Here is a 20,836-nt window from a genome sequence, read left to right on the forward strand (position 1 = left end):
GGACGGGTTGGGGCCCCGTCCGGGCCCGTGTTATCGCGCCTTGTCCAAGAAGGCGGCCGTGTCTACCAGCACGCGGGTCACCCGCCCGGCGGCCACCAGGCCGCATTGATCGGTGACGGTCACGTTGAACACGAGCCTCTTGCCCTCGGTGCGGTCCAAGGTGGCGACCGCGATCACTCGGCTCCCGATCCCGATCGGGGCGACGTGGGTCAGCTCGATCCGAAAACCAACCGACGTCTGACCCTCACCTACCTCACCCGCAAGCGCCCGCACGGTCGCCTGCTCGCACAGCTCGACAATGCGAGGGGTGGACAGGACCGGCACATCGCCGGTCCCGAGTGAGACTGCAGTATCCGCGGCTGAGACGACTAGTTCGACCTGCCCGCAGCACCCGATATTGAGAGCCACGAATGGTAACGGTATGCGGGTAGCCTCCGGATGTTCCAATGCTGGTACGCCGGCCAGGAGACGCGTCGATTCGTACCGGCGCCCCGAACGGCGTCCTGAACGGGAGAAATGTCTTGATAGACGAGTCGGTAGTTGAGGGTGTCATCGCAACGGCGCTTCGCACGGGCGGAGATTTCGCGGAGGTCTTCGCCGAGGACCGGCGGGGCAGCCTCGCCCGCCTTGACGACGGTCGGGTCGAAGAGCTCACTTCGGGTCGCGAACGGGGGGCCGGCATCCGTGTGGTCGCCGGCGAGACGACCGGATTCGCCCACACCAGTGATCTCAGCGAGTCGGGCCTGAGGGCCGCAGCGGAAGCGGCGGCGGCCGCAGCCCGTGGCGGCGGCGGGGGGCTCCGGATCGCCCCGCTGTCAAGACTCGAAGCCCCGATGCCCAACTCTGTTGACGTTCTGCCGGAGAGCGTCCCGAAGTCGGACAAGGTCGACCTTCTGCGGCGGGCCGACGAATCGGCTCGCGGCGCGGGCGCGGCGATCCGGCAGGTCAGCGCGGTCTACGGCGACAGCCGCCGGCGGATCCTCGTTGCCAACAGCGAGGGAGTTCTCGCTTCGGATGATCAGGTGAAGACTCGCTTTGCGGTCAGCTGCGTCGCCAGCGGGGATGCCGGCATGCAGACCGGGCGCGAGAGCATCGGATCGACTGTCGGTTTCGAGCTGTTCAAGACCGTCGACGTCGACGAGCTCGGACGCCTGGCCGCCAACCGCGCGCTTACCAAGCTGAAGGCCCGGCCGGCGCCCTCGGGCAGCCTTCCCGTGGTCATCAAGCGGGGGAGCGGAGGGGTTCTGTTCCACGAGGCGTGCGGGCACGGGTTGGAGGCGGACCATATTGCGAAGGAGGTGTCCGTTTTCGCCGGCAAGGTCGGCGAGAGGGTGGCCAGCCCGCTCGTCACATTGGTCGACGACGGCACGATGGGACCGGAGTGGGGCGCGCTGGCGATCGACGACGAGGGCCACCCGGCCGGCCGCAACGTCCTCATCGAAAACGGCGTCCTCACCGACTACATGTGGGACTGGCTCCGTTCCCGCAAGGAGGGCCGACGGAGCTCTGGCAACGGGCGGCGCGAGAGCTACCAGCACCTGCCGATGGTCAGGATGACCAACACCTACGTCCTCGCCGGTGAAGACGACCCCGACGAGATCATCCGCCAGACCCCCCACGGCGTCTACGTCGCCCAGCTCGGCGGGGGTCAGGTGAACACCGCTACCGGCGACTTCGTCTTCGGGATGACCGAGGCGTACCTAATCGAGGACGGTGAGATCACCGAGCCACTCCGGGACGCCAACCTGATCGGCAACGGTCCCGAGGTCCTGCGCAACATCGACGTCGTAGGCAACGACTTCGCCATGGGCCCGCCCGGGACGTGCGGCAAGAAGGGCCAGGGCGTGCCGGTAGGCGACGGCCAGCCCACCCTCCGGGTGACCGCCCTCACCATCGGTGGGACGGCCCGATGACCGACCTTCTAGGGCTGGCCAGCCGAGTCGCCGGTTGGGCTCGCGACGGAGAGCAGGTCGAGGCGTACGTCGCGCGGGGCCACGACACCGAGGTGGTGGTGTTCGAGGGAGAGGTCGAGTCGTTGTCGTCGGCCGAGTCGGCCGGCATCGGCATCCGGGTGATCAACGGACCCCGTCAGGGTTTCGCCTACGCCGGTTCACTCGACCCGGAAGTGGTGGAGGAGACCCTCGCCGAGGCACGCGACAACGCCGGCTTCGCCACCGATGACGAATTCGTCGGCCTGGCGTCGCCCGACGGTGTGCCGGCGGCGGACCTGAACCTGTGGCGGGACGATCTGGCTTCCTTCCCGGCGTCGGAGAAGGTGTCGCTCGCCCTTGAGCTCGATCGGGCCGTCCGGGCAGGCGATCCCCGCATCCGCCAGGTGCAGGCCTCGGAATGGGGCGACGGTGCGCTCGAGTCCGCCGTCGCGACGAGCACCGGGATCGCGGCGTCGTCGCGCCGCACGTCGTGCTACCTGTCGGCGTACGCCGTGGCTGGTTCGGGGTCGGAGACGCAAACCGGCGGGGGGTACAGCGTCGGGCGCAGCCCCGCAGACTTGGACCTGGAAAAAGCCGCCGGCGACGCGGTAGAGCGCGCAACCCGGTTGTTGGGCGCAGTGAAGCCCCGATCGGCGCACCTCACTGTCGTGTTCGAGCCGAGGATCACCGCTTCCATCCTTGGCATCCTCGCCGGCACCCTCGACGGCGAGTCGGTGCTCAAGGGCAGGTCGCTCTTCGCAAACCGGCTCGGCGAGGAAGTGTCGGTCGCGTCGGTCACGCTGGTCGACGACCCGACCGACGCGGAGGCGTACGGGGCGACGCGCTACGACGCCGAAGGTCTCGCGACCCGGCGCAACGTTCTGATCGAGCGGGGCGTGTTGCAGCGTTTCCTGTACAACACCTACTCGGCGCGGCGCGCCGGAACGGCGTCAACGGCATCCGCCGTCCGCGGCGGTTTCAAGAGCGCGCCCGGGACCGGGGCCCGGGCGCTGGCGCTCGTCCCGGGCACCCTCTCGCCGGCGGAGGTTCTTTCGAAGGTTGGCGACGGCCTGATGGTCCAGTCGATCTCCGGTGTTCACTCCGGGGTCAACCCCGTCAGCGGCGATTTCTCCGTCGGTGCCGAAGGAATGCTGATCAAGAACGGAGAGCTCGCCGGCCCGGTGCGCGAGTTCACGATCGCGTCCACGATCCAGCGGATGCTCGGTGGGGTGGTCGCGATCGGGGACGATCTGGAAAGGCTGCCTTCGAACGCCGCCGGCGTCACCCTCGCGGTGGCCGATGTTTCGATGAGCGGGGCGTAGAGGCCCGCACCGAGGACGCCGCCATCCGGGGGCGCAGCGCCGATCCGGCGGGGCGTTTGGGACCGAGGTTCTCGGTTTGGGAGTGGAAATCGGCAACCCGATGCTCGTTCCCACGCCCAAACGCGAATTCCACGCCCAGAGTCGACCGAGACGCCCCACCCAACCCGCCTGGAAGCGTTCCGAACTGTCCCGAACAGGTCTCGAATAGCGCCCGCTGCCCCGTACCCTGGATGAGTGGGCGCCGGCGCAAGGACGCGGCTGGCGCCGATGAAAGGAGCGTCGCAGTGAGCGACTCGTACGAGAAGGCCATCCTCGCCGGAGGATGCTTCTGGGGCATGCAGGACCTGATCCGCAAGCAACCCGGCGTTATCTCAACCAGGGTCGGGTACAGCGGCGGTGACGTGCCCAACGCCACCTACCGCAACCACGGCACACACGCCGAAGCGATCGAGATCACCTTCGATCCGGGCAAGGTGTCCTACCGCGACCTGCTGGAGTTCTTCTTCCAGATCCACGACCCGACGACCAAGAACCGCCAGGGCAACGACATCGGCCCCAGCTACCGGTCCGCGATCTTCTACACGAGCGACGATCAGAAGCGCATCGCCGAGGAGACGATCGCCGACGTCGACGCGTCGGGCCTTTGGCCCGGCAAGGTGGTGACCGAGGTTTCACCGGCGGGCCCCTTCTGGGAGGCCGAGCCGGAGCACCAGGACTACCTCGAACGCAACCCCTACGGCTATACCTGCCACTTCCCCCGCCCGGACTGGAAGCTGCCACGCCGGGCTGGCTCGGTTACCCAGTAGCGGACTTACGAGCCGTCGGTGCTTTGCGCGGGCGAAACAGGGGTTTGGATCGCTTGCAGCTTCTTGACCGAATCGACCGCCTGTTCGGCTGCACGAAGGATTCGATCCGAATCTTGTTGGATCGCCCCTCGATCCGGAAGTCGCTGGGATTGAACTGAACTCGACAGTTCTTCGTTGATGAAGTACGCGTAGTTCACGATCGCGCCGAGCGAGTTGTTCAAGTCATGCGCGACTGAGCGGGCGAGCTCGACGGCAGAACTACTCGCAACCTCGCGCTTGGCATCTTTCAACTGTCGGAGCGCGTCGTCGAGATCAGCGGCCTGCTCCTCAAGGTGAAGCTCGAGGCGCCTTTCGTACGCGTCGCGCTCGATCTCGGTGCACCGTCGCTCGCTCGCGTTGGCAACGGTGATCAGTACCTGGCTCGGGCGGAAGGGCTTGATCACGTATCCGTACACGCCGCTTTGGATTGCGAGTTTTGCGATGGTGAGGTCGTCAACCGCGGTCACCATCACGACGGCGAGGTGCCGGTGGTGGGCGAGCATGTCCGCGACGAGTTCGAGCCCCGTCTCCTCGGGCATCATGACGTCAACCAGGGCGACGGCGAACTCCTGGTGGGCCAGCCGAGCGCGCGCTTCGGCGGCGTCGCCGACGACGGTGCACTCGTAGCCCTCCCTGCTCAGAAGGCGGCGCAGGACGTCGGCGAGCCGAGGATCGTCGTCCACGATCAGCGTCGCGGCAGTGTCGCCGAATAGCGGTGGCATATCCCCGGGGCGGAACGGACGTCGCTCCCGCCTGGCAGGTCGGGGGAAGTCTGAGGTGTTCTCCGGCATCCGCACTCCTTCGGTCGCCACCGGGGAATGAGCTGTGAGCCCGTTCCACAACCTTTATCGGATGCTACAGGCAGCTGGTTTTAGAGAAATTGGTCGCTTTTCGCAAAGATTCCGAAGAAGATGCTTCTCACACCGCCGGAGGAGGTTAAATCACACCGGGACCGGGAAGCGTCTCGTAGTTGATATCAGCCCACAACCTGGACGGTGCTTAGATGGGCCGGGTGCAGACCCCCCGGACGGCTTCGTCGCGGACCTTTTTCTGGCGACGGGTGACCGTAGGTGTCGGGCTGCTCGCTTTAGGTGCGGCGGTTGCAGTCCTCGTGGCGACGTTTCTGCCATCGAGCAGGTCCAGGTCGTCGCCCGGCCCGAGTGCCGCATCCGGCGCAGTCGTGCAACCCCAGCCGTCCGGGCCTGCAGCCACCCAGCCTCCGCTCGCTGGAATGCCTGCGAACCAAGACCCCAACAATGTTTACGCCGCGGACACTCCTCAGGGGCTCAGCTCAGCCGTGGCCGGGGACGTCCCGATGATCTATGTCCCCAACGGGCTCTCGAACACGGTGACCGAGATCGATCCGAGCACGTACAAAGTCGTACGGACGTTCGCGGTCGGCGCGCTTCCTCAACACGTCGTTCCTTCCTGGGATTTGAAGACGTTGTGGGTGACCAACGACAGAGGTAACAGCCTCACCCCAATCGACCCGCACACGGGCCTACCCGGTACGCAAGTCGCGGTGGCGGATCCGTACAACATGTACTTCACGCCCGACGGACGGTTCGCGATCGTGGTCGCCGAAGCGTTGGAGCGTCTCGATTTTCGCGACCCGCACACGATGGCGCTGGTGCACTCGCTTCATGTCCCGTGCCCGGGAGTGGACCACATCGACTACTCCGGCGATGGAAGATACTTGGTGGCCAGCTGCGAGTTCGGTTCGAGTCTGGTCAAGGTCGACGTGGCATCTCAGCAAGTGGTCGGCTCGGTTTCTCTTCCCGGTCGGGGGCAACCTCAGGATGTCAAACTTTCCCCGGACGGGAAGGTCTTCTACATCGCCGACATGATTGCGAACGGCGTATGGAAGCTCGACGGAGACACGATGCGTCTCCTCGGCTTCATCGCGACCGGAAGGGGAGCGCACGGTCTGTACGTCAGCCGGGACTTCCGTTTCTTGTACGTGACCAATCGCGACGAGGGATCGATATCGCTGATCGACCTCTCGACCGGCGCGGCCGTGCATAAGTGGTTGCTTCCTGGGGGCGGTAGCCCGGACATGGGGAACGTGTCGGCCGACGGGAAGGTGCTTTGGGTGACCGGGCGCTACAACTCCGTCGTCTACGCAATCGATGCGACGACCGGCAAGCTGTTGGCGCGGATACCAGTCGGCGCCGGCCCGCACGGTTTATGTGTGTGGCCGCAGCCCGGGCGCTATTCGCTGGGGCACACCGGCATCATGCGGTAGCGCGATAACCCGGCCAGAATGCCGTCGCACTCAGTGAATAGTGCGCGCGACATACGTCGCATTCATCCCGGCTACACACACTGCGACGAGTGCCAAGTAGGCAACTCCGATCCCGGCGCGCTGTGAAGCGCGCAGGTTGTAGTAGATCCGGGAAGCGAGGGTGTTCCGACCCTTCCAGCGCCTCCACAATTCGGAGCCTCCGAGAAGGATGATCAGGAACACGAGTGGGCTCGGTCGCCAGATCTCGACACCAACCAGGCCGACAAGCCCGACTAGCCACACCACCGGATGGAGCGCCCCGACTGCACGGCCACCATCCAGTGGAAGGGCCGGGAAGAGGTTGATCAGGTTCAAGAAGAAACCGATGAAGGCTAGGGCTTTGAGAAAACTCGAGTGTTGAGAGGAGGCCATCAGCGCGACGACGAGTGACGCCGCGGATCCGAACGCGGGTCCGGCGAGGCCCACCCGGGCCTCGTGGTACGCGTCGATGGGACGTCCCCGCATCGAGATGATCGCGCCTATGAACGGGATGAACATCGGCGCCGAGGCTGGAATCCCCTGGCGGCGCATCTCGATGGCGTGGCCGGTCTCGTGCACCAGCAACAGCAGGACGAAACCGACCGCGAAGGGCCAACCCCACAGCAGCGCGTACGCGGCGATCGACACGAACATCGTGGCCATCACCGTGAAGACCTTGAACTTGAAGAGCAGCGCTCCGTACTTGGCGACGAAGGCGCCGGCGGCGGCGAGGCCTGCGCCTATACGTCCGCCACGTCGCGCCTGCCGTGGGGTTACGGGGTCACCCGAGGGCGCCGGCCACTGTTCCGCCGGTCCCGCAGAAGGGGCAGGAGGGATAGACCACGGGCCGTCTGGCGCGTGCCACTGCGCCACCGGTTCAGTCGCGGGCGGTGGCCAATCGTCTCCGAAAGACGGCACAGGATTCATCGACGTTCACTCTGCCATGCGCCCGGTCAACTAGCAGGTCAGGCAAGAGACGCACCGCACGCCAACCGTGTCGCTCAAACCGATCTGAGCCTCCGGAGGCTTGGTGCTCCGCCCTCGCGGCATCCGCACGAGGCGGCTCGGGGAATCGCCGGGATGGCGTCGGCCAGCAGGGACCGGGTCCTCTCGACGTTCGCCGCCAGCACCGACATGGCCGCTTCCATCGTCACCGGTTCGACGGACGGGTCGCCCTCCACGCCCACATCCCGGTCAGTCACGAGCGCGACCCCCGCGTAACACATCCCCAATTCCCGGGCGAGGTAGGCCTCGGGGTACTGGGTCATGTTGATGACGTCGATTCCTGCTCCGCCGTACCAACGCGACTCGGCACGGGTCGAGAAGCGTGGCCCTTGCACCACGACAACAGTTCCCCTCTGGTGCACCCGCGCCTCCTCCCAACCGGCACCCGCCGCGGCGGCCAAGGCCGAACGCACCTCCGGGCAGTAAGGGTCCGCAAAGCTCACGTGCTCCACGACGCTCGACTCCAAGTAGCTGTCGGGCCGGCCCCAGGTGCGGTCGACCAGCTGGTCGAGAATCACCAGCTCACCCGGACCGATCTCCGCCCGAAGGGATCCGCTCGCACAAGGCCCGATGACCCGCTCGACGCCGAGTTCGCGCAGCGCCCAGAGGTTGGCGCGGGCGTTGATCCGGTGTGGCGGAATCTGATGGCCGCGCCCGTGGCGTGGGAGGAACGCGACCGACCGGCCGCCGACCGAGCCGACCGTCAGGGCGCCTGAGGGCTCTCCCCACGGGGTCTCGATCCGCACTTCCGCCGAGTTGTCGAGGAACTCGTAGAAGCCTGAGCCGCCGATGACGCCTATGTCCGCGCGCTGCACCGGCGCCGGCGGGAGTTAGGAGGCGGCCGCAGCGGAGCTGGAGCCGGATCCCGACGAGGTGCCTGAGCTGGAGGAGGAATCTCCCGAACCCGATGAGCTCCCCGAGTCGGATTTGCCGCCCTCGGACTTCGCCGAAGCCGATTCGGCTTTGGCGGCGTCGGGCTTAGTCGACTTGGAAGCAGAAGCAGAGGCGCGGCTGTCCGTCTTGTAGAAGCCGCTGCCCTTGAACGCTATGCCGATGCTCCCGAAGACCTTCCGCAGGTCACCTCCGCAGCCGGGGCACATCGTCAATGCCTCGTCCTTAAACGACTGCACCACTTCCAGGTGCTCCCCGCACTCTTTGCACCTGTATTCGTAGGTAGGCATCTATCAGGTCTCCTGATGGCGACTGGGCCGTTAGCACTCAACGTCCTCGAGTGCCAAGTTTATCTCAGGGCCACCTCCTTTGCGACGGCCGGGCGTGGGGCAGGGGCCTCACGCTTCCGGAGGAGGATGGGGCTGGGGCCCCATCCGGGTTGTGTCACGGCCGGGCGTGGGGCAGGGGCCCCATCCGGGTTGTGTCACGGCCGGGGGACAGGGCCCCCAGCCGGGTCGGTGTTGTCGAAACCGTGTGTGGTGGTAGAACTCCACGCATGTCGACCTCTGTCAAGAAGGCCGTGATTCCTGCAGCAGGTCTCGGCACTCGCTTCCTCCCGGCTTCAAAAGCTCAACCGAAAGAGATGCTCCCCCTCGTCGACAAGCCGGCGATCCAGTACGTGGTCGAGGAAGCCGTCGCCGCGGGAATCACCGACATCCTGGTCATAACCGGGCGCGGCAAGAGGACGCTGGAGGACCACTTCGATCGATCTTTCGAGCTCGAGTACTACCTCGAGAAGGCCGGCAAGGAGGAAGAGCTCGCTCAGATGCGGGCGATCGCCGACATGGCGGACATCCACTACGTCCGCCAGGGCGAGCCGCTCGGCCTCGGGCATGCCGTGTCCGTGGCGAGCGAGCACGTCGGTGGCCAGCCCTTCGTCGTTCTGCTCGGCGACGACATCATGCACGAGAAGTCGGGGATCCTCGCCGGCATGCTTGCCGCGTACGAGCGCACGGGAGCGAGCGTCCTCGCGCTGAAGAAGGTGTCGAGGGAGGAGATCTCCCTGTACGGTTCAGCGGCGGCCGAGCCGGCCGGAGACAACCTGGTCAAGGTGAACGACATCGTCGAGAAGCCCTCCCCCGACGATGCGCCGTCAGACCTCGGCGTCATGGGCCGCTACGTTCTGACCCCTGGGATCTTCGACGCGATCGAGGAGACCCCACCGGGGCGGGGCGGCGAGATCCAGCTGACTGACGCGATCAAGCACCTCCTCGCGAGGGAGGCGGTATACGGCTACGTCTTCACCCACGGTCGCTACGACGTCGGCAACAAGCTCGACTACCTGAGGGCGACCGTCGAGTTCGCGCTCGAACGAGACGATCTCGGCCCCGAGTTCCGCGCTTATTTGCAGAAGCTGCTCGACTCCGAGCACGCCGCCGAGCGTTGATTCCTCTCGACGAGGCAATACAAACCGTCCTCGCCGGATGCAAATTGGCCGGCGGCCGCTCGATCGACGTGTCTGATGCGCTCGGGCTTGTTCTTTCCGAGGACGTCGAGGCGCCAGGTCCGGTTCCTCCGTTCGCGAACAGCGCGATGGACGGGTACGCCGTCCGCGCCGCCGACGTCGCTTCGGCAAGTGCGGACGATCCGGTCCGGTTGAAGGTGATCGGCACGATCGCGGCCGGACACGCTCCGACCGCCTCGGTCGGATCGGGCGAGGCGCTGCGCATCATGACCGGCGCCATTTTTCCTGAGGGAGCCGATGCCGTCGCGATCGTCGAGACCACCCGCGCCGACGGCGAGATGGTTGTCGTCGAAGCGCCGGCGAAGGCGGGCGAGCACATTCGCGGCGCCGGGGAGGACATCGCGACCGGGGAGTTGGTCTTCCGCGCTGGCACGGTTCTCGGTGCCGGTCACGTCGGTGTTCTGTGCAGCGTCGGCCGGGAAAAAGTTCAGGCCGTTCCGGGTCCCGTCGTCGGTGTGATGTCGACCGGTGACGAGTTGGTCGAGGGGAGCGGCCCGCTCCGTGCGGGCCAGATCAGGGACTCGAACCGCCGGACGCTGCTTGCACTGCTTTCCCGGGACGGGTACCGGGGAGTCGACCTCGGCATCGCACGCGACGATGAGGACGAGATCCGGCAACGCCTCACCGCGGCCGCCGACGGGTGCGATGCGATCCTCACCAGCGGCGGAGTGAGCATGGGCGAGTTCGATTATGTGAAGGCGGTACTCGACAAGATCGCTTCGATGGAGTGGATGCAAGTCGCAATCCGCCCGGCGAAGCCGTTCGCGTTCGGAACCATCGGATCGGTCCCTGTGTTCGGGCTGCCCGGTAATCCGGTCTCGTCGATGGTCAGCTACGAGGTTCTCGCCCGACCAGGCTTGAGGCGAATAGCCGGGATCAGCGACGGTGATCTCCGCCGGCACCCCGTGATGGGCCTCGCGGATGACCGCTTCCTCGGGGCTCGCGACGGGCGGACGAGTTTTGTGCGGGTTCAAGCAGCGTTCGGACCGGACGGCCGGCTCCACGCAAAGTCGGCAGGGGGGCAGGGATCGCATCAACTGAAGGCGATGTCGTTGTCGAACGCGCTCGCGGTCGTCGAGCCCGGAGCGGGCGTTTCCCAGGGGGACGAAGTCGGCTTGCTTCTCCTGAGCCCCTAGGCTGGGGCCGTGGTTGTCGCGCTCGTCGATCCCTACGACCGGACGGTCCGCGACCTGCGCATCTCCATAACCGACCGCTGCAACTTCCGCTGCACCTATTGCATGCCGCAGGAAGGGATGCAGTGGCTCCCGCGCGAGGACCTCCTGACCTACGAGGAGCTGTCCCGTGTCGCCAGGGTGTGCGTCGAGCGGTTCGGCTTCGAGAGCGTCAGGATCACGGGAGGGGAGCCAACCGTTCGAGCCCACCTGCCGGTTCTGGTTTCCCGCCTGTCCGAGCTTGGGGTTGACGTGGCCCTCACGACGAACGGTGCGACCCTCTCGCACCAGGCGGCCGACCTCGCCAGAGCGGGTCTCAAGCGAATCAACATCTCTCTCGACTCCCTGAAACGCGAACGGTTCGCCGAGATAACCGGTCGCGACGCTCTCGCCTCGGTTCTCGAAGGGATCGACGCTGCCGTCGCGGCCGGGCTCGAACCGGTGAAGGTTAATTGTGTCCTCGTCAAGGACGTCAATGACGACGAGATCCTCGACTTTGCGGCGTTCGGGCGCGAGCGGCGGGTCGAGGTGAGATTCATCGAGTGGATGCCGCTCGATGGGGAAGGCACCTGGGCCGGAGATCGGGTCGTCCCAGCCTCGGAGGTGATCTCCGCGATCGACGGCGAATGGCCGCTCGTCGCGCCCGATGGATCCGGTGCCCGCGACGCGGCGCCGGCGGAGTCCTACTCCTACGCCGACGGCGGCGGAACGGTCGGCGTCATCGCCAGCGTCACGAGGCCGTTCTGCGGCTCGTGCGACCGGATCCGCCTGACCGCAGAGGGACAGCTGCGCAACTGCCTGTTCGCGGTGAGGGAGACCGACTTGCGGTCGATACTCCGGGGCGGAGGCACCGACGACGAGCTGGCGGCAGCCATCGAAGGCGAAGTCGGCAGAAAATGGGCGGGCCACTCGATCGGCCAGGTCCACTTCATCCGTCCGGCCCGAAGCATGAGCCAGATCGGCGGCTGACCCGGGGTCCGGCTCGGAAACGACCCGCTCCACCGGTCTGTAAACTTCACGTCATGTCCGATCGCGGCCTTACCCACCTTGACCCGCTCGGGCGGGCGCGGATGGTCGACGTCACCCCAAAGGAACCGACCCACCGGCGTGCCATCTCGCGCTGCAAAGTTTTCATGAAGCCCGAGACCACCGGAAAGGTCGCTGCCAACGCGATCACCAAAGGGGATGTGCTCGGGGCCGCCCGCATAGCCGGCATCCAGGCGGCCAAGCGGACGGCCGACATGATCCCCCTGTGCCACCCGCTTCTCGTCGGAGCGGTGACGATCAACTTCACGCTCGGTGACGACTACGTGGAGGTAGAGACGCAGGTAGAAACCGTCGACCGGACCGGCGTCGAGATGGAGGCGATGACCGCCTGTGCGGTCGCCGCCTTGACCATCTACGACATGTGCAAGTCCGCGGACCGTTCGATGGTGATCGGCGACCTCGCCCTGTGGGAGAAGACCGGCGGCCGTAGCGGCCACTGGCGTCGTCCTGCCGGCGATCTCAGAGACCCGTTGAGCAACCCGCTGATCAACACCGCGGCCAACCCGGTTTTCGGCTTCGACGACCCGATCGGAGATTCCTCGGACCTGGGAACCGACCCGCTCGCCTGATTGGGTCAGAGGTCGAGTCACTGGTACGGCCAAAACGGACAAAAACGGCAGGTCAGCCGCCGTCTTTGCCCGCGGTCTGGCGGGGTTGCCTATTGGCGGTTAGTCTTTCCTGAACGTTTGCTGAACAGCGTTCACCCTGTTGTGTTCTCGTACCGGCTGGACCAACGGTCTGAGCATCGCTTGGGTATCCACCACCCGCAGCGCGCCATGACCTACGGTCCCTGACACAGAAAGTAGGCCAAGGAGTCTTGACTACGGTGGTTCTGTTGGTCCTGGCCATAATCTGGGGGGTCCTCCTGGTTTCGTGGCTTCGCTCACGGACCGAGGGCACCTTCTCCGATTCGGTCGGGACATTTCGTCGGCACCTTTCAGTGCTGGAGCGGGCCGCACCTTCGACGGTCGCCCCGGCCAACCGCTTGCGCAGCGGTCCGGTCGCCGGCCGCTCGACAATCCCGCCCTACCGGCCGTCCGCCACGATCCGGGGCCAGCGCATCGGCCCAGTGGCCCGAACGGCCACCGCACCGGCACCTGTGCCGGCCCGCCGTCCCACGGGCGAGTCGGTGATCCGGCGCCGGCGCTCGCAGAGGCGGCGCAGGGACGTGTTCTTCGCGCTGGCGGCAGGAGTTTTCGGGTCGCTGCTTTTGGCGATGATGTCCGGAGTTTCGGCGATGTGGTCGGTTCAGGTGCTGTTCGACCTGATGCTCACCGGCTACGTCACTCTTCTCATCCGCCTCCGCAACCTGGCCGCCGAACGGGAGTTGAAGCTGACCTTCATGCCGCCGGCGTCGCGCCCGGCCAGGCCCAGGCCTGCGTACGACCTGGGCGTGAGCGGATACGGCGACCTCGACCTGCGTCGCGCCGCCAACTGACCTGAACGAACCGACCGCACCGGCCGAACCCGGTAGTTCGGGCCGCCCAGAGCTGGCCGGACTGGTTGAATCGGCCCGCCGGGACCTGGACGGGCTGAACAGTGCTCGCGAGGCGGGCCTGGCAGCCTGCCGCCGGACCATCCGGGCCGCCGGCAGCGCCATCCGGGCGGTTCACCACCGGCAGCCGGAGCGGTACTCCGTACTGGTATCCGAGTGCGAGACCGCAGTTCGCGAAGCACAGCAGGTCTTGGCCCCGTACCCGGCCATCGCCTACGCGGGTTTTCTCCACGACGCCGAGAAGGAATTCGCCGAGGCCGTCCTGACCCGCGTGCTCATCGAGGGGGGCGCAGTGCCGGCGTACACGGATTTGAGCGTCGGGCTTCCGGCTTGGTTGAACGGGCTCGCCGAAGCGGCGTCGGAGTTACGGCGCCATCTCCTCGACCGGCTGCGCGCCGGTGAAACCGAGACCGCTGAGAGGCTCCTCGCGACCATGGAGGACGCCTACGAGGCCCTGCTCAGCGTTGACTACCCCGATGCGGTAACGGGCGGGCTCCGTCGAACCGCTGACGCATTGCGTGCCGTCCTCGAGCGGACCCGAAGCGACGTCACCACGACCGTGCTGCAGGTTCGCTTGCAGGAAGCCCTGGAGCGAAGAGCGTCCCAGTGAGATCGGGCGCCGGCTTTCGTGCCACTAGCATGTCGCCGGGCCTGTAGCTCAGCGGAAGAGCGCCTCGGTCGCATCGAGGAAGTCGCCGGTTCAAATCCGGTCAGGTCCACACGTGCGCTTCTGACCCCGCTCGTCGTGAGGCGGCGGCGTCGGCGCGTCGCCTTTGCGCACCCGGTGGTAGACACAGGCGGTGCGTCGCGCGGGGTCGGGATGAGACGGTTGGCGCTGCGTCCGCTCCTTGCGGTAGCCGTCCTGATAGTTCTTTCGAGTTGCAGCTCCGCGGGCGGTCGAGCGGAGCCCACCACATCGTCGATCGAGCCAGTTGGCTCCCCGAGCGCGTCCAACGGCTCGGTAAACCCTGGAGAGCCGGTTTGGCTTTGCAGGCCGGGAGCCACGCCCGACCCGTGCGCCGTCGATGTGAGTTCCGAGGTCGTCACCGGATCGGGTGCGGTTACCCGTATGCCCGCCGCGCAGGACCGGGGCTCGTCCTTCGATTGCTTTTACGTATACCCCACGGTCAGCTCTGAGTCGGGCCTGAACGCCGACCTGACTGTCCAGCCGCCGGAAGTCTCGGTTGCGGAGCAGCAGGCGTCGCGGTTTTCGTCGGTATGCCGGGTTTGGGCTCCCATGTACCGGCAAGTGACCCTCGGCGGCCTGTTCACCGGAGGGGCACCAGCAATCAACACCGCGTACGCAAGCCTCCTATCTGACTGGCAGTACTACCTGGCGCATGAGAACAACGGCCGTCCGATCATCGTGATTGGTCACTCCCAGGGAGCCGCGATGCTGATCAGGCTGCTGGCCGAACAGGTCGATCCGAGTCAGGCGGTCAGACACCGGCTGATCGCCGCGATCCTTGCCGGCGGCAACCTGCAGGTGCCGGAAGGCAAGACCGTCGGCGGCACTTTTAAGAACATCCCGCTCTGCACTTCTCTTGCGGCACCCGGATGCGCGATCGCCTATTCGACGTTCGGCTCTGAGCCGGCGCCTGCGGCTCTGTTCGGGCGCCCCGGCACCGGCGTCAGCCTCCTGTCGCTCCAGTTCATTTCGGCCGGCCAGCAGGTGGCGTGCGTCAACCCCGCCGCGATCGGAGGCGGTACCGGCGGTCTCAGTCCCTACTTCCTTGAAGCGGTATCCGCTTCGTGGGTTACCTATCCCGGTTTGTACGACGCTTCATGCGAAAGCGCCGACGGCGCCACCTGGCTTCAGGTCAACGTCCTAAAGACGCAAGCTGACCCGCGTCCCGTCCTCAAGGCCGATCTCGGACCGACGTGGGGTTACCACAAGGATGACGTGAACCTGGCGCTCGGCAACTTGGTGTCCGACATCGGTGCCCTCGAAGAAGCCTACGGACACTAGGACTACGGATCAGGTGTGATCCTTGAACGAACGACCATATAACGCATCCGACAGCGATGCTCGCGGCGTAGCGTCGGTCTGTCCGTATCACGAGGCCACCACGCCGGTGGCCGACCGGGGAGAGCGATGAGATGACGATTGCTGACGTGGATTCCGTGGCGAAGGCGTTTCACGAAGGAGTGGCGGCCCAAGACGCCGACGCACTCGCCAGTCTTTATCACGAAGACGCACGGTTCTTGCCACCGGGCATGCCTACATGCGAAGGCCGAGCGGCTATCAAGTCGACGATGCAGATGCTTCTTGATGGCGGGGCGCGGTCACTCGACCTCGAGCCGATCGACGTCCGGGAAGCCGGGACGATGACGATCGAATATGGGCATTATGCCCTTGGTCTCGAGCCGGAAGGCGCACCCCCAGTGACCGATCTCGGGAAGTACATAGTCGTTCACGAGTCTCGGCCGGACGGGTCAACCAGGATCTTGTACGACATCTTCAACTCGAACTCCCCGCCGAGCTAGAGCGCAGTCGCACTGAACCCGACCCGACCATTGACGACCGTGGGTCACGGGACCCTGGCCGCCGATGATCTGCTTCGACTTCTCGAAAGTTCCGCGGTCACCTCGCTGGTTGATATACGCACAGCACCGGGGAGCCGCCGGCTTCCGCACATGCGTCGCTTGGAAATGGAGACGTGGGTACCCGCGAGCGGAATCGACTATCGGTGGGAGCCTGCCCTGGGCGGCTTTCGCAAACCCCGAGCCGACTCCCCGAATCGCGCCCTCAGGAACGACTCGTTTCGTGGTTACGCCGATTACATGCAGACCGATCAGTTTTGGGAGGCGCTGGACCGGCTTGTGGTCGAATTGCGCGACCGGTCCACGGCCGTCATGTGCTCGGAGGCGGTGTGGTGGCGGTGCCATCGCCGGCTTGTCGCCGACGCCGTGTTGCTGTCAAGGAACGTACAGGTCGAGCATCTCATGCAAGACGGGCGTCGGGTGCCCCACAGCGTGACCGAGGGAGCCCGGCTGACCGACGGCGGCCGGGTCGTCTACGACGCGGGCGAGGCGGCTCTATTCGGTTGAGCTGAACACCCCATTTGGCTCTCCGACGGCGCGCAACCGACGCTGATCTGCGAGGGACTAGGTTCTCGCTTGATGTCACTGCGTCAGGGGTCAGGCGAACTCCTCGCGACCGTCGCGACCGTCAACGACCTGCATTTCGGAGAAACCGTGTGCGGGCTTCTCGACGGGTTCGAGGTTGGGCCGGTGCTTCGCTTCGATCCGGGCACCGATCCTTACCCGACGGTGATGAACCGTGCGGCGGTCGCCGAAATCGCTGCGATACGCCCGGATGCCGTTGTGGCAAAGGGCGATCTGACATCTGCGGGGACGGCTCCGGAGTTCGCCGAGTTCGAGTCGATGTACCGAAGCGAGTTCGGAGAACGCCTCGTCGTCACGTTGGGTAACCACGACAAGCCGGCAGCATCAGGAGGCGTGCCCGACGTGCCGGCCGTACAAGTGCTTGACGTCGAGGGAGCGACCCTCGCAGTTCTCGACACGGCACGCCCTGGCCAGGCGGGAGGGGCGCTCAGCGACGAGCAGGCCGAGGAGCTCGACGAGGTCGCGGCCCGCGCCGATCGACCGGTGCTGGTGTTCGGCCATCACCCTGCGGGCGGGGAGGACATCGACCGGCTGTTCGGTCCCGTCGCAGCGCGCGCCAACTGTCTCGACGCGGTGAGCACGGATCGCTTGGTATCGGTCGCGGCTCGGCGTGCGTCGATCGTCGGCTACTTCTCGGGTCACACCCATCGCAACAAAGTTCGCCGGTTCGCACCCACGGGGTCGTTCCCGTGGGTAGAAGTGGCCTGCGTGAAGGACTTCCCCGGTTCCTGGGCCGAGTACCGCATCTACGAGGCGCGCATCGAGCAAATCCATCATCGAATAACCAGCGACCCCGAAGCCATGAGCTGGAGCGAGCGTTGCCGTGCGATGTTCGGTGGCAGGTATCCCGCCTACGCGCTCGGGACAGACGGCGACCGCTGCTTCGAGATCCCCGTATGCTCGCCGGAATGGAGTTGAACACAGTCGAGGCCCGAATAATCGGCAGCCTGGCCGAGAAGCAGCTCACCACCCCCCAGCAGTATCCGCTCAGCCTGAACGCGCTGGTACTAGCTTGCAACCAGTCATCGAACCGCGAGCCAGTCGTTGCATACGACGACGGAACCGTCGAGGTTGCGCTTTCGTCGCTGAAGGAATCCGGGCTCGTGCGATTCGTTCATCCGTCGCACGGTCGCTCGGTGATCCGGTACCGGCAGGTTGCCGACGAACGGTTCGGTCTGGACGACCGCGGCCTCTCAGTCGTGGCCGTCCTCCTGCTCAGAGGTCCGCAAACTGTCGGAGAACTGAGGGTTCGAACGGAGCGAATGGCCGATTTCGAGAGCCTCGCGTCCGTTGAAGGGGAACTGGAGCGCCTGAGCAAGGGGCCGGAGCCTCTTGTCAGCCGGCTCACGCGACAACCGGGACAGAAAGAAGAACGGTGGGTCCAACTGTTGACGGGCGAGCCGTCTGAGGAAACCATTGCTCTCCACTCGGTCACTCCCTCGCCGCGTCAGGGGGCCTCGCTCGGCGATGAAGTCGCATCGTTGCGAGCCGACGTCGACTACCTGCGACAGGAAGTCGCTGCCCTCGAGCAGAGCGTCGGCCAGCTGCGCAGAGCGCTCGGAGAGTAGGAGCCCCGGGGGCGTGGCGCGGCTTCTGAGGAGGTCTCGGCGACGCTTTGGATTGATCGTTGTGCTGGCCATGCTGTCGGGCGCGGTGACCACTTCGGCGCGCGCTTCAGCACCGACGGTGACCTTCTCGGACTCGGCCGGCATACACGTCGTATCGGTGCAGCAGCTTGACCAGCGCGACTACAACGTCGAAGTCCTGTCTTCGTACCTCGGACGCCCGCTCAACGTCCGGGTCCTGCTGCCAACCGAATACTCGAGCCAGCCCGACGAGCACTACCCCGTGCTCTACCTGTTTCACGGGACGTCGGGGCGAGCATCGGACTGGATCGACCAGGGGGATGCCGCGGCGACGACGTCGCCCTACGCCCTCATCACGGTCATGCCTGACGTGGGGTTCGACGGCGACGGCGGCTTCTGGTTCACCAACTGGGTCAACGCCAGCACCAGCCACGGTCCGTCCCAGTTCGAGAGCTACCTGATCGACTCGCTGATCCCCTGGATCGACCTGAACCTGCGGACAGTTCCAACCCGTTCCGGCCGTGCGGTCGCGGGGCTGTCCCAGGGCGGATACGGATCCGCCGAGATGGCCGCTCGGCATCCCGACCTGTTCGCATCTCTGGCGTCGTTCTCGGGAGCGCCCGAAATCGAGCGCGACCCGGAGGTGTTCGCCGGTGCCGTTGGGATAATCGAAGCCATCGAGGTTGGGGAAGATCACGTGCCCCCGTTCTCCGAGTTGGGCGATCCGGTCGTCGACCAGATCAACTGGGAAGGCCACGATCCAGCGACGCTGCTAACCAACCTTCGGGGGATGAGCATTTACCTGTGGACTGGAACGGGTCTGGACGGTCCGTACGACCGGACTCCAAACCCGTTCGCGTCGGCCATTGAGGGTGCGGCCTACCAATCGACCCAGCATTTCTATGGCCACCTCGTCGCTGCGGGGATTCCGGCCTACTACGACAACTACGTCTACGGAACGCATCAATTCGCGTACTGGGCACGCGACCTGCGGGAGTACGTCCCCAGGATGATGGCCGACTTCACTCATCCCCGGAACCCGTCGGTAATCTCATACACCTCGATCGACTCGAAGTGGTCACAGTGGGGCTATCAAGTGAGCGTCGTTCGGGCGGCGCCGCAAGAGTTCAGCTCGCTGAGCGAGGGCACCACTGCAGGGTTCGTGTTCAGCGGGTCGGGGACAGCGACCGTTACGACGCCGTCAGAGTACGAACCCGGTTCGAAAGTCGTCGTCACGGTAAACGGCACTGCAGGCCAAACGACTCAGACCGGCCAGGTCGGGCCGACCGGCAGGGTCACGGTGGTGATCCCCTTGGGCAAGGGTGGTCAGGCGCGCGTCGGCCTACAGCCGCAACAATCAATCTGAAGAATCAGGGGGAGTCGTCAAAGCCGATAGAGCTTGGCCGCATTCTCGCCGAGGACCTTGCGGCGGGTTTCCGGGCGCAAGGCGAGCATCTTCTCGGCGATGGTGTCCAGCGGGGAGGGATAGAGGCAGGTCGGGTGGGGAAAATCGGTCTCGAATAGAACGTTGTCCTCGCCGACCGAGTCGAGAAGGCCCTGCACGTCCCCGTTGTTGCGTTCGAACCAGAATGTCGCGTACCAGTGGTCCTTGAAGTACTCGGACGGCATACGCGAGAGCTCGCCCGCCTGCACAGGAGCGTTCTCCCAAAGCTCGTAGTCCATCGTTTCACGGATGAACGGGATCCAGCCCACACCGCTCTCGACCGAGACCATCTTCAGCTTGGGATACCGGTCGAATATGCCGGCGAAGATCGTGTTGATGATCACGCGGGCGTTATTGATGAACAGCATCGACCCGCCGATCGCCGGCTTCACGTACTCATGTTGTGAGGGCCAGAAGTAGTTGCCGTAGAAGTTCATCGCGGTGAGGCTCGCCCCGATGTGAAAGTGCACCGGCAGGTGTTTCTCCGCGCAGACCTCCCAAAGCGGATCCCACGCTCGGTTGGCCAGGTCGGGGGAGCCCAGGTCCTGAGGATCGGATGTCATGTTGACGCCGCGCAACCCGAGTCCGGCTACCCGTTCAGCTTCACGCACGCATTCGTCGACGTCCCACGCCGGCAGTACGGGCATCGGGAGTAGACGGTTGCCCGAGTCCTGCTGAATTTCAGCGGCGTTGTCGTTGTAGATCTGGATGCACAGTCGCCTGAGCTCCGGATCCTGGACCGCGTTGGCTAGCCCCTGGCCGCCAAGTCCGATCGAGTTAGGGAACAGAACCTGCGCATATATGCCGCACGCGTCCATGACCTTGAGCCGGACTTCAGGGTTGTACGCCGCCTCGTGAATGCGATCGATGCCCCAGACGATCATCGACTCGCTGAAGGGAAACTTCTCTCCCTCGCGGTCGATGACGCCGCCCCCTCCGGCGAAGCCGATCGGGGTTCCGTCGACCACCCAGGTGGGCTCTCCATCGATTTCCTCGACACGGGGTACCCGATCCTTGTACTTCGCAGGGGCGCGCTTCGTCCAAAGGTCGTGTGCCTCGGTCAGATGCGTATCGGCGTCGACGACCCTGACATCGTCCGCAACCATGCTCATTTCTGGGCCTCCCCTCCGAGCGCAAACCTGATTTTCAGACGCTAGTGTCACATTTGACCACGCCAGAGC

At 65.6% G+C, this 20,836-nt stretch carries 23 protein-coding genes and 1 tRNA gene; 17 read left to right on the plus strand and 7 right to left on the minus strand.

Annotated features, from left to right (window positions below; all coding sequences use genetic code 11):
• Positions 1-30: 30 nt before the first annotated feature.
• Positions 31-408, minus strand: coding sequence for a hotdog domain-containing protein (locus VFZ97_15030; protein HEX6394748.1), 378 nt, complete (start codon positions 406-408; stop codon positions 31-33).
• A 38-nt stretch (positions 409-446) separates the two neighbouring features.
• On the opposite strand from VFZ97_15030, the gene VFZ97_15035 reads away from it, so the two are divergent.
• The 3 genes from VFZ97_15035 (at position 447) to msrA (ending at position 4,059) form a co-directional block, all read left to right on the plus strand.
• A complete protein-coding gene (locus VFZ97_15035) occupies positions 447-1,913 on the plus strand; it encodes a TldD/PmbA family protein (GenBank protein ID HEX6394749.1) in 1,467 nt (488 codons plus the stop codon).
• Positions 1,910-3,253 carry a TldD/PmbA family protein gene (locus VFZ97_15040; protein ID HEX6394750.1) on the plus strand — a complete coding sequence of 448 codons (1,344 nt, stop codon included), beginning with the start codon at positions 1,910-1,912 and terminating at the stop codon, positions 3,251-3,253. The genes VFZ97_15035 and VFZ97_15040 overlap by 4 nt, the downstream gene beginning before the upstream one ends.
• A 284-nt stretch (positions 3,254-3,537) precedes the next feature.
• Positions 3,538-4,059, plus strand: coding sequence for a peptide-methionine (S)-S-oxide reductase MsrA (gene msrA, locus VFZ97_15045; protein ID HEX6394751.1), 522 nt, complete (start codon positions 3,538-3,540; stop codon positions 4,057-4,059).
• Positions 4,060-4,064: 5 nt separating this feature from the next.
• On the opposite strand, the gene VFZ97_15050 is transcribed toward msrA, so the two are convergent.
• The gene (locus VFZ97_15050) at positions 4,065-4,889 is read right to left on the minus strand and encodes a response regulator (protein ID HEX6394752.1); all 825 of its coding nucleotides are present in this window, start codon (positions 4,887-4,889) and stop codon (positions 4,065-4,067) included.
• A gap of 208 nt (positions 4,890-5,097) precedes the next feature.
• Positions 5,098-5,310 (minus strand): hypothetical protein, encoded by a 213-nt coding sequence (locus tag VFZ97_15055; protein ID HEX6394753.1) that lies wholly within the window; start codon positions 5,308-5,310, stop codon positions 5,098-5,100.
• Between the two features lie 19 nt (positions 5,311-5,329).
• On the opposite strand from VFZ97_15055, the gene VFZ97_15060 reads away from it, so the two are divergent.
• Positions 5,330-6,343: a cytochrome D1 domain-containing protein gene (locus VFZ97_15060; GenBank protein ID HEX6394754.1), complete on the plus strand. Its 1,014-nt coding sequence runs from the start codon at positions 5,330-5,332 to the stop codon at positions 6,341-6,343.
• Positions 6,344-6,373: 30 nt separating this feature from the next.
• Here VFZ97_15060 and VFZ97_15065 read toward each other — a convergent pair whose 3' ends face one another.
• From VFZ97_15065 to VFZ97_15075, 3 genes are all read right to left on the minus strand, one after another.
• On the minus strand, positions 6,374-7,234 hold the full coding sequence (locus VFZ97_15065; GenBank protein ID HEX6394755.1) for a site-2 protease family protein: 861 nt from the start codon (positions 7,232-7,234) through the stop codon (positions 6,374-6,376).
• 128 nt (positions 7,235-7,362) lie between these two features.
• On the minus strand, positions 7,363-8,181 hold the full coding sequence (locus VFZ97_15070) for an S-methyl-5'-thioadenosine phosphorylase (protein ID HEX6394756.1): 819 nt from the start codon (positions 8,179-8,181) through the stop codon (positions 7,363-7,365).
• A gap of 15 nt (positions 8,182-8,196) precedes the next feature.
• Entirely contained in the window at positions 8,197-8,547 is a 351-nt protein-coding gene (locus tag VFZ97_15075; protein HEX6394757.1) for an FmdB family zinc ribbon protein, read from the minus strand.
• 266 nt (positions 8,548-8,813) lie between these two features.
• Here VFZ97_15075 and galU point away from each other — a divergent pair, with 266 nt between their 5' ends.
• The 13 genes from galU (at position 8,814) to VFZ97_15140 (ending at position 19,577) form a co-directional block, all read left to right on the plus strand.
• A complete protein-coding gene (galU, locus tag VFZ97_15080) occupies positions 8,814-9,704 on the plus strand; it encodes a UTP--glucose-1-phosphate uridylyltransferase GalU (protein HEX6394758.1) in 891 nt (296 codons plus the stop codon).
• Positions 9,701-10,918: a gephyrin-like molybdotransferase Glp gene (glp, locus tag VFZ97_15085; GenBank protein HEX6394759.1), complete on the plus strand. Its 1,218-nt coding sequence runs from the start codon at positions 9,701-9,703 to the stop codon at positions 10,916-10,918. Before galU ends, glp begins: the two co-directional genes overlap by 4 nt.
• A 9-nt stretch (positions 10,919-10,927) precedes the next feature.
• Positions 10,928-11,923: a GTP 3',8-cyclase MoaA gene (moaA, locus tag VFZ97_15090; GenBank protein HEX6394760.1), complete on the plus strand. Its 996-nt coding sequence runs from the start codon at positions 10,928-10,930 to the stop codon at positions 11,921-11,923.
• A 53-nt stretch (positions 11,924-11,976) separates the two neighbouring features.
• Positions 11,977-12,570, plus strand: coding sequence for a cyclic pyranopterin monophosphate synthase MoaC (moaC, locus tag VFZ97_15095; GenBank protein HEX6394761.1), 594 nt, complete (start codon positions 11,977-11,979; stop codon positions 12,568-12,570).
• 257 nt (positions 12,571-12,827) lie between these two features.
• A complete protein-coding gene (locus VFZ97_15100) occupies positions 12,828-13,439 on the plus strand; it encodes a hypothetical protein (GenBank protein ID HEX6394762.1) in 612 nt (203 codons plus the stop codon).
• A 247-nt stretch (positions 13,440-13,686) separates the two neighbouring features.
• Positions 13,687-14,106 (plus strand): hypothetical protein, encoded by a 420-nt coding sequence (locus tag VFZ97_15105; protein ID HEX6394763.1) that lies wholly within the window; start codon positions 13,687-13,689, stop codon positions 14,104-14,106.
• A 37-nt stretch (positions 14,107-14,143) separates the two neighbouring features.
• A tRNA-Ala gene (locus VFZ97_15110) sits at positions 14,144-14,215 on the plus strand.
• 110 nt (positions 14,216-14,325) lie between these two features.
• Positions 14,326-15,465 (plus strand): DUF3089 domain-containing protein, encoded by a 1,140-nt coding sequence (locus tag VFZ97_15115; protein ID HEX6394764.1) that lies wholly within the window; start codon positions 14,326-14,328, stop codon positions 15,463-15,465.
• Positions 15,466-15,596: 131 nt separating this feature from the next.
• The gene (locus tag VFZ97_15120; GenBank protein ID HEX6394765.1) at positions 15,597-15,983 is read left to right on the plus strand and encodes a DUF4440 domain-containing protein; all 387 of its coding nucleotides are present in this window, start codon (positions 15,597-15,599) and stop codon (positions 15,981-15,983) included.
• A 39-nt stretch (positions 15,984-16,022) separates the two neighbouring features.
• A complete protein-coding gene (locus VFZ97_15125) occupies positions 16,023-16,547 on the plus strand; it encodes a DUF488 domain-containing protein (protein ID HEX6394766.1) in 525 nt (174 codons plus the stop codon).
• A 72-nt stretch (positions 16,548-16,619) separates the two neighbouring features.
• Positions 16,620-17,543 carry a metallophosphoesterase gene (locus VFZ97_15130; GenBank protein ID HEX6394767.1) on the plus strand — a complete coding sequence of 308 codons (924 nt, stop codon included), beginning with the start codon at positions 16,620-16,622 and terminating at the stop codon, positions 17,541-17,543.
• Entirely contained in the window at positions 17,534-18,193 is a 660-nt protein-coding gene (locus tag VFZ97_15135) for a YceH family protein (GenBank protein HEX6394768.1), read from the plus strand. The genes VFZ97_15130 and VFZ97_15135 overlap by 10 nt, the downstream gene beginning before the upstream one ends.
• Before the next feature lie 13 nt (positions 18,194-18,206).
• On the plus strand, positions 18,207-19,577 hold the full coding sequence (locus VFZ97_15140; protein HEX6394769.1) for an alpha/beta hydrolase-fold protein: 1,371 nt from the start codon (positions 18,207-18,209) through the stop codon (positions 19,575-19,577).
• 17 nt (positions 19,578-19,594) lie between these two features.
• Here VFZ97_15140 and VFZ97_15145 read toward each other — a convergent pair whose 3' ends face one another.
• Positions 19,595-20,767, minus strand: coding sequence for an amidohydrolase family protein (locus VFZ97_15145; protein ID HEX6394770.1), 1,173 nt, complete (start codon positions 20,765-20,767; stop codon positions 19,595-19,597).
• Positions 20,768-20,836: the final 69 nt, after the last annotated feature.

This window comes from Acidimicrobiales bacterium, assembly GCA_036378675.1.
In the GTDB taxonomy this organism is placed as follows: domain Bacteria; phylum Actinomycetota; class Acidimicrobiia; order Acidimicrobiales; family Palsa-688; genus DASUWA01.